The organism is Streptomyces sp. RG80 (genome assembly GCF_040446465.1).
GTDB lineage: Bacteria > Actinomycetota > Actinomycetes > Streptomycetales > Streptomycetaceae > Streptomyces.
The window spans coordinates 550,663-562,689 of record NZ_JBEAAJ010000004.1 but is presented as its reverse complement, the minus strand read 5'-3'; the positions used below and the strand labels follow the sequence as shown (position 1 = coordinate 562,689).

The 12,027-nt window shown below is 71.5% G+C and carries 10 protein-coding genes; 5 read left to right on the top strand and 5 right to left on the bottom strand.

The annotated features are described in order from the left end of the window. Positions 1–138 precede the first annotated feature (138 nt). Positions 139–1,311 carry a histidine kinase gene (locus ABKA17_RS16695; protein WP_353692830.1) on the top strand — a complete coding sequence of 391 codons (1,173 nt, stop codon included), beginning with the start codon at positions 139–141 and terminating at the stop codon, positions 1,309–1,311. Next, positions 1,308–1,913, top strand: a complete 606-nt coding sequence (locus ABKA17_RS16690; protein ID WP_353692829.1) for a response regulator transcription factor — start codon at positions 1,308–1,310, stop codon at positions 1,911–1,913. The genes ABKA17_RS16695 and ABKA17_RS16690 overlap by 4 nt, the downstream gene beginning before the upstream one ends. Positions 1,914–1,944: 31 nt before the next feature. Here the strand turns inward: ABKA17_RS16690 and ABKA17_RS16685 are convergent, their stop codons facing one another. Together ABKA17_RS16685 and ABKA17_RS16680 are read right to left on the bottom strand one after the other, a co-directional pair. Then, a complete protein-coding gene (locus ABKA17_RS16685; protein WP_353692828.1) occupies positions 1,945–3,378 on the bottom strand; it encodes a M20/M25/M40 family metallo-hydrolase in 1,434 nt (477 codons plus the stop codon). Positions 3,379–3,441: 63 nt separating this feature from the next. Beyond that, positions 3,442–5,424 (bottom strand): serine/threonine-protein kinase, encoded by a 1,983-nt coding sequence (locus ABKA17_RS16680; protein ID WP_353692827.1) that lies wholly within the window; start codon positions 5,422–5,424, stop codon positions 3,442–3,444. A gap of 251 nt (positions 5,425–5,675) precedes the next feature. On the opposite strand from ABKA17_RS16680, the gene ABKA17_RS16675 reads away from it, so the two are divergent. The 3 genes from ABKA17_RS16675 to ABKA17_RS16665 all read left to right on the top strand — a co-directional run bounded on the left by ABKA17_RS16675 (position 5,676) and on the right by ABKA17_RS16665 (position 8,673). Beyond that, positions 5,676–7,031 (top strand): aspartate aminotransferase family protein, encoded by a 1,356-nt coding sequence (locus tag ABKA17_RS16675; RefSeq protein WP_353692826.1) that lies wholly within the window; start codon positions 5,676–5,678, stop codon positions 7,029–7,031. 131 nt (positions 7,032–7,162) lie between these two features. Then, complete coding sequence (locus ABKA17_RS16670; RefSeq protein WP_353692825.1) at positions 7,163–7,867, top strand: GntR family transcriptional regulator; 705 nt, start codon at positions 7,163–7,165, stop codon at positions 7,865–7,867. Between the two features lie 155 nt (positions 7,868–8,022). Beyond that, complete coding sequence (locus tag ABKA17_RS16665) at positions 8,023–8,673, top strand: putative DNA-mimic protein (protein WP_353692824.1); 651 nt, start codon at positions 8,023–8,025, stop codon at positions 8,671–8,673. 6 nt (positions 8,674–8,679) lie between these two features. Here ABKA17_RS16665 and ABKA17_RS16660 read toward each other — a convergent pair whose 3' ends face one another. The 3 genes from ABKA17_RS16660 to ABKA17_RS16650 form a co-directional block, all read right to left on the bottom strand. Further along, positions 8,680–8,970 carry a hypothetical protein gene (locus ABKA17_RS16660; protein WP_353692823.1) on the bottom strand — a complete coding sequence of 97 codons (291 nt, stop codon included), beginning with the start codon at positions 8,968–8,970 and terminating at the stop codon, positions 8,680–8,682. Positions 8,971–9,007: 37 nt separating this feature from the next. After that, positions 9,008–9,856, bottom strand: coding sequence for a sigma-70 family RNA polymerase sigma factor (locus ABKA17_RS16655; protein WP_353692822.1), 849 nt, complete (start codon positions 9,854–9,856; stop codon positions 9,008–9,010). Positions 9,857–10,122: 266 nt separating this feature from the next. Beyond that, the gene (locus ABKA17_RS16650; RefSeq protein ID WP_353692821.1) at positions 10,123–11,919 is read right to left on the bottom strand and encodes a bifunctional metallophosphatase/5'-nucleotidase; all 1,797 of its coding nucleotides are present in this window, start codon (positions 11,917–11,919) and stop codon (positions 10,123–10,125) included. Between the last annotated feature and the right edge of the window lie 108 nt (positions 11,920–12,027).

Here is a 12,027-nt window from a genome sequence, read left to right as displayed (position 1 = left end):
TGAGAGGTACGGGGGTGGGGTATGTCCCCACGGCTCTCAGACTGGCCTCGGCGGCACTGGCGCCAGTAGTGCCGGAACCGCACGTCCGCGTATGACATCTGTCATCCGTCGCGCCGCCCCCGCTGCCAGAATGGCCGCGTGGAGGACGGGGCGGGGCTCACGAGTTTTCGGCGCTACACGTGGTGGGCCGTACCGGGGACCGTGCTGTGTGTGCTGGTCGTGGCGTACGGGAGTTGGGCGCTGGACGCCGATGTGCCGCTGTGGGCGCGGGCGCCGATCGTCCCCGCGCTGGCCGTCGAGGCGGTGGCGGCGACCGTGCTGCTCGGCGGGGCGCTGGACCGGGCGCCCGCGTCGGGGCCGTTCGCGGGCTGGGTGCTCACCGCCTGTCTCGCCTCCGCCGCGCTCGCCGTACCGCCGCTGGCCCGGCACGACTACGGGCTGTGGGCGGTCGCCCCGGCGGTGACCGTGGCGATCCTCGCCGCGTGTCTGCCGGGGACCGGGAAGCGGTGGCTGATCGGCGGGGCCGTCGTCCTCGCGACGCTGCCGGGCGGTGCCGTGAGCCTGGCCGCGGGGGACGGGGAGTTGGCGTACGCGGCGCTGTTCCCGGCCTGTCTGACCGTGTTCACGGTGTGGACCGTGCTCGGGCCGCTGTGGGCGTGGCGGATCGCGGGGCGGCTGGACCGGGCGCGGCGGCTGGAGGCGGAGCTCGCGGTGAAGGACGAACGGCTGCGGTTCGCCTCCGACCTGCACGACATCCAGGGGCACCATCTGCAAGTGATCGCACTGAAAGCCGAGTTGGCGTCCCGGCTCACCGAGACGGACCCGGCGCGGGCCGCCGCCGAGATGCAGGAGGTGCGGCAGTTGTGTTCGGACGCGTTGCGGGACACCCGGGCCGTGGTGCGGGGGATCCGGCGTACGACCCTGGACGACGAGATCGCCAACGCGACCCGGGTGCTCGCGGCGGCCGGCATAGACGCCCGGATGAATCTGGAACTGACCGCGCTGGGAGCCGAGTTGGGCGACGCCGGTCGCCAACTCCTCGGCCTGGTCGTGCGGGAGGCCACCACCAACGTCCTGCGGCACAGCGACGCGGGGCACGCCGAGGTCGACTACCGCCTCACCGGGGGCCGGGCCCGGCTGCGGATCGGCAACGACCGGTCCCACACCGACCCGGGGGCCGGCGACGGCACCGGACTGCGCGGGCTCGCCGAGCGACTGCGGGGCGCGGGCGGGGAGTTGACCTGGGAGCGGGCGGACGGCGACCGTTTCGTGGTGACCGCGACCCTGCCCGTACGAGGAGCCGAGAAGTGATCCGGCTGCTCCTCGCCGACGACGAGGACCTGCTGCGCGGCGCCCTGGCCGCGCTCCTCGCCCTGGAGGACGACCTCACGGTGGTCGCGGAGGCCTCGACCTCCACCGACGCCGTACGGCTCGCCCTGGAACACCGGCCCGACATCGCCGTACTCGATCTGGAGATGCCGCCCACGGACGGGCTGCGGGCCGCCGGGGAGATCCGGGACGCCCTGCGGGACACCCATGTCGTCATCGTCACCCGGCACGCCCGGCCGGCGGTCCTGCGCCGCGCGCTCGCCGCCGGGGTCCGCGGGTTCGTGCCCAAGACGACCCCCGCGGCCCGGCTCGCGGAGATCCTCCGGGACATCGCCGCCGGACGCCGGTACGTCGATCCGGACATCGCCGCGTCCGCCCTGACCGAGGCCGACTGCCCGCTCAGCGAACGGGAGTTGGAGGTGTTGCGGGCGGCCCGTACGGGGGCGTCGGTGGCCGAGATCGCCGCGCAGGTGCATCTGGCACAAGGCACCGTGCGCAACTACCTCTCCGCGGCGATGTCCAAGCTCGGCGCCTCCCCCCGGCACGCGGCAGCCCATCAGGCCTGGCAGCAGGGCTGGATCTAGCCGGCCGACCGACCGGTAGCGCTCGTCGGCCCTAGGCCTGTGGCTCCGGGAAGGCCACCGGGCTCCTCAGACCCTTCGCGTTCACCGCCCGCACCCCGAAGAACACGTTGTCCTTCGACAGGTCGACCTCGTGCCGTGTCACGTCGCCGACCGGGATGACGTGCGTCCACTCCGGGGCCGTCGTCTCCCGCCACACCACCTCGTAGCCCGCGAGGTCCGGTTCCGGGCCGCGGGTCCACACCAGTTCGGTGGCGTTGGTCAGGTTGGTCGTGACGATCTTCGCTCCCCTGGGGGTGCCGGGGGCCTGCGCCAGGGTCCACAGGGCGGCGCCGTTCACCCGGGCCACCCGGGCGATGAAGTCGAAGTCGCAGAACTCGGGCAGGTCGCCGTACTGCTTGCCGTTCTCGACCCGGACGTCCTGGTGCTGGTGGGCGAAGTCCTCGGCGGGCTCGGTGAACCGGGCCGCCGGGTAGGCGCGTTCGAGGAACGGGATGTGGTCGCCGCCGCGGCGGTAGCGGTCCCGGCGGTAGATCACGCGGACGTTCATGCCGGTGGCGTCGTTGTCGGCCACGTCCCGGACGAAGCGGGCGAGTTGGCGGGTCGCGGAGTCGTTCTCGCCGCCGACCGAGCGGCGGGTCGCGGCCTGTTCGGCGGTCTCCGAGGACGGGACGCCCTCCGCGAAGAGACGGATGGTGTACGGGTCCCGGGTACCGTCGTCGGCGGTCGGGCTGCCGACGATGTCGTTGGTGAACATGCCCTGCACATCCGCCCCGGCCGCCTTGAACCGCTGGGCCATGTGGGCCGATCCGAACAGGCCCTGCTCCTCCCCCGCCACCGCCGCGAACACGATCGTCGACGCGGGGCGGCGTTTCGCCATCACCCGCGCCAGCTCCAGCGCCACCGCCACGCCGGACGCGTCGTCGTCCGCGCCCGGGGCGTCCGAGGTGGCGTCCATGACGTCGGTGACGCGGGAGTCGTAGTGCCCGGAGACGACGTAGATCCGATCCGGGGTGACCGAACCGCGCAGGGTCGCCACGACGTTGGTGATGCGGGTCGGCGTCGGGATACGGGGGCCCGGTTCCTGGACGTACGACTGGAGTTCGGCCGTCATCCGGCCGCCGGAGGCCTCGGCGTACGAGCGCAGTTCGGCCAGCAGCCAGTCGCGGGCGGCGCCGATGCCGCGCCTCGGGTCGTCCTGGGCGGAGAGGGTGTGGCGGGTGCCGAAGGAGACGAGCTTGCGGACCGTGGCCTCGATGCGGCCCGGGTCTATCTCCCGTAACAGGGCGCGGAGTTCACGGGTCGGCGGCTGGGCGGTGGCCGGGGGGCGGCTGCCCTTGGGTGTCTGCCCGGCCGTCGGGGTGGGCTCGGCCGCGGAGGGGGTCGCCTCGGCCGGGCCGGCGGTCGTGCAGGCGGCGGCCGCGGCCGCGCCGGTCGCGCTCAGGACCGTTCTTCTGCTGGGACGCATGTGCTCTCCCGGGGTAGGGGATGCCATCACCCACACAGCCTTACGGGCAAGGGGACTTCGGGGCTACTCCTTCGTGTAGGTCAGCTTCTCTCCGTTGCCGCTGTTGACCCGCTCCAGGGTGCCGTTCGGGAGCAGGGTGACCTCGCTGGCCGCGCCCGGGGTGCAGGAGCTGGCGGGCTCGCCGACCGTCACCGTGGACGGGCCGATCTTCAACGGGCCGTCCGCGCCGGGCTCTTCGGCCAGGTCCGCCTCGAACACGCAGTGGTAGTCGGGGCCGTCGGCCACGAGGGAGAGGACCGTGTCGCCGACCTCTCCCTGCTGGATGGTGAGCCGGCGGTCGTGCGAGCCGTCGGCGTTGTCGATGGTGCTGGTCCAGGTGCCGAGGTAGCCGGCCGGGATGCCGCCGTCCGTCGGCGCGCTCGTCGTCGGCGTGGGGGACGGCGTCGGGGTGGTCTCGTCGGGGCTCGGGCCGGGCGTCGTCGGCGCGCTCGTCGTGGGCGTGGGCGTGGCCTTGTCGTCGTCACCGCCCCCGCTCATCAGGGCGTAGACCGAGCCACCCGCGCCGAGCGCGACGACCAGGGCGACGATGACGAGCGCCGCGGTGGAACGGCCGTTGCGGCGCGGGGGTTCCTGGGGCGGGACGTAGCCGGGACCGGGACCGGGACCGTATGGCGGAGTCCCGTGGCCGCCGCCGTAGGGGCTGTACGGCGCCGGGACGCCGGGCTGGGAGGGGTAGCCGTACGGCTGGGCCGGCGGCTGCTGGGAGTGGTGGGGCGGGGGGCCGTACGCCGGTGTCTGCGGCGGTTGCGGATGCTGCTGGGGGTAGCCGTAGGCGGGGTGGGACGGCTGGGGCGGCGCCGGCGTGTGGGCGGGCGGAGGCGTCGGCGGGGCGCCGAAGGGCACGGGCGGCGTCGGAACACCCTGTCCAGCTCCGGCTCCGGCTCCGGCTCCGGCTCCGGCTCCGGCTCCGGCGACCATCGTGGGGAGGTGGTTGTGCGGCGTCCCCGCGCCGGGGCGGCCCGGAGCGGGCGGGGCGTCGTCCGGGGACGCGGGCGCGTGCTCGGGCGAGCCTTCACCGGAACCGGAACCGGAACCGGGACCGGGACCGGGACCTGTCCCCGGTCCCTCCGGGTCCTCCGTGTCCAGCAGCTGCACCGCGTGCCGGCCGAGCTGGGCGACCAGCGCGCTCGGCAGCCAGGGGTCGCGCGAGCGTCCGCCGGACACCGTGTCCTCGGCGCCGGTCCGCTCCAGGATCTGGTCCAGCGTCGGGCGTCGCGCCGGGTCCTTCTTCAGGCAGTCGCGGACGAGCTCGGCGATGCCCTCGGGCACGCCCTCCAGGTCGGGTTCCTCCTGGGCGATGCGGAACATCAGGGCGTGGACGCCGCTGCCCCCGGCGCCGAACGGAAGCCGGCCGGTGGCGGCGTACGCGAGGATCGAGCCGAGGCAGAAGACGTCGCAGGCCGGGGTGATCCGGTCGCCCCGGACCTGTTCGGGCGCCATGAACCCGGGCGACCCGACGAGCGCGCCGGTTCGGGTGAGGCCGCCGTCGGTCACCGTCTCCAGGGCGCGTGCGATACCGAAGTCGATGACCCGGGGTCCGTCGATGGTGACCAGCACGTTGGAGGGCTTCAGGTCCCGGTGCACGATCCCGGCGGCGTGGATGTCCTTGAGCGCGTGCGCGAGCCCGGCGGCGAGGATCTTCACCGACCGCTCGGGCAGCGCCCCGTGGTCGTGTCCGACGACCTGCTGGAGGCTGGGCCCGGCGACATACCCGGTGGCGACCCACGGCACGGCGGCCTCGGTGTCGGCGTCGAGGACCGGCGCGGTCCAGTACCCGCCGACCTGCCGGGCGGCCTGCACCTCCTGCCGGAACCGTGCCCGGAACTCCTCCTGCGCGGCCAGTTCCTCGCGCACCAGCTTCACCGCGACGGTCCGCCCCCGGTCCGACCGCGCGAGATACACCTGCCCCATCCCACCGGCCCCGAGCCGCGCCAGCAGCCGGTACGCCCCGATCCCCTGCGGATCCCCGGCCCCGAGCTTGTCCATCGGGCCCTCCCCCAAGTCCCCCGTGTGCACCCCCTGTGCGACAACCAACGATAGTGCGGGCATACGAGGAGGTGAGCGCTCCGGCATCGACGGTTCCGTAACGGAGCGCCCCGGCTCCGTCACCCCGAACCGCGACCGGCCGGTGCCCGCGCCCACCCCGCCGCCCACACGACAACCTGTCGCGGAAAGCCCCTGTCCACAGACAGGACGCCGATACCGCTTCCGCATCGCGGACATTTACGCTCACGGGCATGACCCCTCAGCCAAACCCCGAGGCCGGCGCAGCCGTGAAGGCCGCGGACCGCGCGCACGTCTTCCACTCCTGGTCCGCGCAGGAGCTCATCGACCCGCTCGCCGTCGCCGGCGCGGAGGGGTCGTACTTCTGGGACTACGACGGCAAGCGGTATCTCGACTTCACCAGTGGCCTCGTCTACACCAACATCGGCTACCAGCACCCGAAGGTCGTCGCCGCGATCCAGGAACAGGCCGCAACCCTGTCCACGTTCGCGCCCGCCTTCGCCGTCGAGGCCCGTTCGGAGGCGGCCCGGCTGATCGCCGAGCGGACGCCCGGCGACCTGGACAAGATCTTCTTCACCAACGGTGGTGCCGACGCCGTCGAGCACGCCGTGCGCATGGCCCGGCTGCACACCGGCCGCGCCAAGGTGCTGTCCGCCTACCGCTCGTACCACGGCGGCACCCAGCAGGCGATCAACATCACCGGTGACCCGCGCCGCTGGGCCTCCGACGGTGCCGCCGCAGGTGTGGTGCACTTCTGGGCGCCGTACCTGTACCGCTCCCGCTTCTACGCGGAGACCGAGGAGCAGGAGTGCGCCCGGGCGCTGGAGCACCTGGAGACCACGATCGCCTTCGAGGGGCCGGCCACCGTCGCCGCGATCATCCTCGAGACCATTCCGGGGACGGCCGGGATCATGGTCCCGCCGCCCGGCTACCTCGCCGGTGTGCGCGAGATCTGCGACAAGTACGGGATCGTCTTCATCCTGGACGAGGTCATGGCCGGGTTCGGGCGTACGGGTGAGTGGTTCGCCGCCGACCTGTTCGACGTCACCCCGGACCTGATCACCTTCGCCAAGGGCGTCAACAGCGGGTACGTGCCGCTGGGCGGTGTCGCCATCTCCGCCGAGATCGCGGCCACCTTCGGCAAGCGGCCCTACCCCGGCGGTCTGACCTACTCCGGGCACCCGCTGGCCTGTGCCGCCGCCGTCGCGACCATCAATGTCATGGCGGAGGAGGGCATCGTCGAGAACGCCGCCCGGCTCGGCGCCGAGGTCGTCGAGCCCGCGCTGCGGGAGCTGGCGGAGCGCCACCCGTCGGTCGGCGAGGTGCGCGGTGTCGGCATGTTCTGGGCGCTGGACCTCGTGAAGAACAAGGAGACCCGCGAGCCGCTGGTGCCGTACAACGCGGCCGGTGACGCGAACGCCCCGATGGCCGCGTTCGGCGCCGCCGCCAAGAAGCACGGCATCTGGCCGTTCATCAACATGAACCGCACCCATGTCGTGCCGCCGTGCAACGTCTCCGAGGCCGAACTGAAGGAAGGCCTCTCCGCGCTGGACGCGGCGCTCTCCGTGGCGGACGAGCACACGGAGTAGCCGTGGCGACGCTGTGACGGACGCTACGTGAGTAACCGCGGGAAACCCGAACGCGTAAGGTGGCGTGCTCGTAGTCATACGTGTACGTGTACGAGCACGCCACCCGACCGCCATCAGGGAGAGGCCCGACGATGCCCGGCAGCAGCGGCAACGGCGCCGTGACCCGCAGCACCCTGCGGCAGCAGATCGCCGACGCGCTCCGCGACGAGGTGCTCGCGGGGCGTCTCCAGCCGGGTCAGGAGTTCACGGTCAAGGAGATCGCCGAGCAGTACGGGGTCTCCGCGACCCCGGTCCGCGAGGCGCTCGTCGACCTCTCCGCTCAAGGGCTCCTCGAAGCCGACCAGCATCGCGGTTTCCGGGTGCACGAGTACTCCCTGGACGACTACCGCGGCATCATCGAGGCCCGCAGCCTCGTCATCGACGGCATGTTCCACGCGCTGGACGGCGGTCACAAGGGGTTCGTCAACGACCCCGACAACACCCGCGTCCTCGCCGCCCTCGCCGGGGTGCGACGGCGGGGCGAGGAGGCGCAGCGGGCCGCGCTCGCCGGTGACCTCTCCGTCCTGATCGGCTACGACCTGCGTTTCTGGCGCGAGTTGAGCAACGTCTTCGGCAACCCCTACCTCGCCGACTTCCTGCACCGGCTGCGCGTCCAGTCCTGGGTGTGCGCGGTCCAGCACCTGCGCCGGCTGACGGAACTGCGCGGCGAGCTGTGGGCCGACCACACCGCCCTGGTCGACGCACTGGTCAGCCGGGACACCGCGGCGGCCCGGGAGATAGTCGCCGCGTACAACCACCATTCCCTCGCGGTCGTCGAACGGTTGTCCGGCCGTTAGGCACTGTCCGGCGGACGGCCATACGTGGGCGGCCGCGGGGTGGGTATGGGTCCTTCAGCACGCGGCCGACCCCGCCCCGGGGGAAGCCATGGCACGCCGAACCGATTACTCTTCCCTGACCACTTCGCTACACCGTGCTATGCGAGGAGCCCTCTTTGGCCTGTGACCTGTGGCTGGTACCGCTCGTCGACGTGTTGTGCCACACGCCCGACAATCCGTTCGCCGAGGAACTCGCGCAATACAACAAGGTGCTCGCCGAGTCCGGGCTGCCACCGGTGCCGGTGTACCAGTACATGCCGGGCCTGTCCGGCGAGGTCGCCCCGGTGGCGGGCTTCGACTACGACGCGCTGCACTTCCTGCGCCGCGCCTACCTGCTTCAGGTGTGCGGTCTGCCGGTGAACCCGGTGGACGAACTGGGCGGGGACTACGAGCAGTTGCTGGAGATGTTCGAGGCCACGGCCCAGCAGTCCCACCTGGTCTGGCACTACGACCACGCCGGCGCCTATGTCCCGGTGGACTTCCCGCACCCGCTGGCCAACGACGAACTCCTGGCGAGCGGCGGCCCGTTGGGCTCCTCGCAGACCCTGCTGCGGGAGCTGGAGCTGGTCGCCCCCGCGATCGGCATCGACCCGGCCAACCCGCCGGCGGCCCCCCAGCCGCCCCTGGGCCCGACGGAACTGGAGGAGCCGGCCGTCCCCGCGCCGTACGACCCCAGCCCCTTCGCCCGGGAGCGGCACGTCTGGCTGGGGCTGCACGCGGCGGCGACCCGGAGTCTGGCGCAGGGGTCGATGATCATCTTCAGCTGAGGCCGGTCACCGCAGTGCGGAGAGCCCCTTCTGCAGGTCCTCGGCGTTCATGACCGGGGTCATGTCCAGTTCGGCGTCCAGGTCCATGAAGAAGGGCTCACCGATCGGCGGCATCTGCGAGCTGTCCTGCAGGTCGAAGACCAGGTAACAGGTGCGGACGCCGTGGTCGAGGGTGAAGTAGGCGGCCTCGGGCTTGATGTTCTCGAGGGTTTCCTGCATCAGCTGGGGCAACTTGCCGCTGCGGATCAGCTCGTTCGCCTTCTCGGTGTTCAGGGACGCCTTGAGCAGGACGCGCATCGCACTCACCTTCTCCTGTTGGCGCACACGCGTACGTTTAGATCGTAGCCCCGATGACCGGTCCCAGCCCGGCCAGCCGCTCCGGCTCCGCGATCACATCGATCTCGCTGATCAGGTCGCCGTCGAAGGTGAACCGGAGCAGCACCCTGAGGCGTCCCGCCGCCAGCATCGCCACGCACACCCGGCCGTCGACCAGCACCAGGTCCGCGAACCGCGCCCGGCCCATGGAGCCCATCGCCGCATCGGCGACCGGGCGGCCGCCGACGAGAAGGATCGGCTCGGGCGTCGGTACGACCGCGCGGTCGGCGCGCAGCACCACGTCGGGGTGGAGGAGGCCGAGCAGGGCCTCGAAGTCCCCGCCCCGCGTCGCGGCGAGGTACGCGCCCACCACCCGCCGCTGACGCGGCAGATCGGCCGTGGGCGAGGGTGCCCCCTTGACCCGGCGGCGGGCCCTGCTGGCCAGCTGCCGGGTCGCCGCCGGGGTCTTCTCGATCAGCGGGGCGATCTCGTCGAAGGGCACCTGGAACATGTCGTGCAGCACGAAGGCGAGCCGTTCCGCCGGGGCGAGGGTGTCCAGGACGACCAGCAGCGCCAGGCCCACCGAGTCGGCGAGCAGCGCCTCCTCCTCGGGGTCGGCCGCGCCCATGGACTCGGCCCGCTCCAGCGGCTCCTCGCGTCGGTGCTCGCGCGAGCGCAGCATGTTCAGGCACACCCGCGCGACCACCGTCGTCAGCCAGCCCGCCGGGTTCTCCACGTCCTGCGTGTCCGCCCGGCTCACCCTCAGCCAGGCGTCCTGCAACGCGTCGTCGGCCTCGCTCAGCGACCCGAGCATCCGGTAGGCCACAGCCCGCAGCCGCGCCCGATGCGCCTCGAACTCCTCGATCATGTTCCCCCGTTCGCCGCCGGGACCCCGGGGCCTGTCGTTTGGATCAGCTCGGCGTCGCGGGGTCTGGCACGCACTCCCCCAGAGGGGGGACCCCCAGCCGCGTTGTCGTCGGTCGCCGACGCTCCGCGTCGACTCCCTCCTCCGCCTTGCAGGTGCACGCTCCCCCACGCTCGGCTTCGCTCGCGCGGGAGGGGCCCCCATCGCCCCCGCTCGGGTCGGCCCGGAAGCACTGATTCTCACGGCCGACCTGATCCAAACAACAGGCCCTAGAACACGGCGGTCCCGCCCTGCGTCAGCTTCCAGTTCGTCGCGGCGAAGTCCGCCGGATCCAGCGTCCCCTTCGCCGTCACGTAGTCGATCATCAACTGCCGGATCTCGTTCGTCGAGCTGTAGGCGATGTCGGCGGCCGCGATGTGCGGGTATCCCGAACCCCCGTTGGCCCGGTAGTTGTTGACGGCGACGACGAAGACCTGGTCGTCGGTGACCGAAGTGCCGTTGTAGGAGAGGTTCTTGATGCGAGAGCCCTCGGCCGCCGCGATGTCGATGTCGTACGAGACACCCGCGGCGGTGTCGTACATGTAGTCCCAGAAGCTGTTGGCGTTGGTGAGGGTCGCGGTGTCGACCTTCGTGCCGGCGGGCACCTGGTGGTAGTACTTCGCCGCGTACTCCAGATAGTCCTTGAGCTGCGCGCCCGTGAGCTTCTTGCCGTACAGGGTGTTGTCGTAGATGTAGAGCCCGGCGATGTCCTTGATGGTGACGCTGCCCGCGGGGATGTCGGCGGTGCGGGAGAAGGGCGCGGCGACGGAGATCAGCGGCAGGGCGGCGTCGGCCGTGGAGAGGCCCGCCTTGACCGCGTCCATCTGGACCTGGTGGATGAAGTCCATGATGGGGACGTCCTTCCAGCAGGACTCGGCGGCGGACAGGTCCTCGGTGCAGGTGCCCACAGCGGTGTTGACGTACTTCACGACGAGCTCGTGGTCGGCCTCCAGGAGCTTCTTGATCTCCGGGTCCTCGTCGACCGTGTTGGGGTTCAGGGTCTGGGCGCTCTTCTTGGTGACCTTCCACTGCCCGCGCACGAGTTCCAGCTCGAAGTCGAAGACACTGAGCCGGTAGCCCCAGCAGTACGGCTCGGACAGCAGCACGTCCTCGCCGGTCTCGGTGTTGGTGACGGTGTACGACGGCACCTCGACGTGGGTGTGCCCGACGAGGATCGCGTCGATCCCGGGCACCTGCTGGGCGACGAGGTTGGAGGCGTTCTCGACGTACGGCAGCTCGTCGCCGTACGACGACGACCCGTCCAGCCCCGAGTGATCGGTCAGGAAGACCACGTCACAGCCGAGCGCGCGCAGCCTCGGCACGTACTTCTTCGCCTGCTCGACGAGCCCCGGGAAGACCATCTTCCCGCTCACGTTGTCCTTGTCCCACAGCGCGATACCGGGGTTGGTGAGGCCGAGGATGCCGACCTTGATGTCGGGGGCGCCCGGCACGCAGATCCGCTTCACGGTGTACGGCTGGAAGGCGGGCTTCAGCGTCTTGGCGTCCAGCGCGTTGGCGCCGAGGAGCGGGAAGCGACACTGGCTCTCGAACTTCCGCAGCACCTCGATGCCGTAGTTGAACTCGTGGTTGCCGAGGGCGGCGGCGTCGTAGCGCATGTGGTTCATGGCGACGGCCATCGGGTGCTTGGGGGCGCCCTTGTCGGTGATGGGCCGCACGCGCGCGAAGTAGTACGCCAGCGAGGTGCCCTGGATGATGTCCCCGGCGTCGACGAGCAGCACCCGCTCCTCGCCCTTGGCCTCACGCTGCTGCTTGATGAGCGTCGCCACGCGCGCGACGCCGACGGAGTTGCCCTTGGCGTCGGAGTAGGCCTTGTCGAGGTAGTAGTCCCAGTCGAAGACATGGCTGTGCAGGTCGGTGGTGCCGAGGATGGAGAACGACCAGGTCCTGGGCTTGCGTTCGGCGGCTTGGGCGGGCGTCGCGGCGACGGCTCCCGCCGCGGCCACGGCCACACCGGTGACAGCCGACTTCTGCACGAACTCGCGACGGTTCATGGGACTGACGGGCATACGGAGCTCCTGGGACTGGAGAGGGAGGAGGGTGCAACTACCCGCGTAGATAGTTGCCTTCCCCTACTTCCGGACGGAACCAGGAACAGACCATGGGCCGGTCAAGGA

Excerpts from the sequence above, each read along its gene's own strand:
- ABKA17_RS16685 (WP_353692828.1), bottom strand. The coding sequence starts at position 3,378 with ATGCGTCCCAGCAGAAGAACGGTCCTGAGCGCGACCGGCGCGGCCGCG.
- ABKA17_RS16680 (WP_353692827.1), bottom strand. The coding sequence starts at position 5,424 with ATGGACAAGCTCGGGGCCGGGGATCCGCAGGGGATCGGGGCGTACCGG.
- ABKA17_RS16675 (WP_353692826.1), top strand. The coding sequence starts at position 5,676 with ATGACCCCTCAGCCAAACCCCGAGGCCGGCGCAGCCGTGAAGGCCGCG.
- ABKA17_RS16670 (WP_353692825.1), top strand. The coding sequence starts at position 7,163 with ATGCCCGGCAGCAGCGGCAACGGCGCCGTGACCCGCAGCACCCTGCGG.
- ABKA17_RS16660 (WP_353692823.1), bottom strand. The coding sequence starts at position 8,970 with ATGCGCGTCCTGCTCAAGGCGTCCCTGAACACCGAGAAGGCGAACGAG.
- ABKA17_RS16655 (WP_353692822.1), bottom strand. The coding sequence starts at position 9,856 with ATGATCGAGGAGTTCGAGGCGCATCGGGCGCGGCTGCGGGCTGTGGCC.
- ABKA17_RS16650 (WP_353692821.1), bottom strand. The coding sequence starts at position 11,919 with ATGCCCGTCAGTCCCATGAACCGTCGCGAGTTCGTGCAGAAGTCGGCT.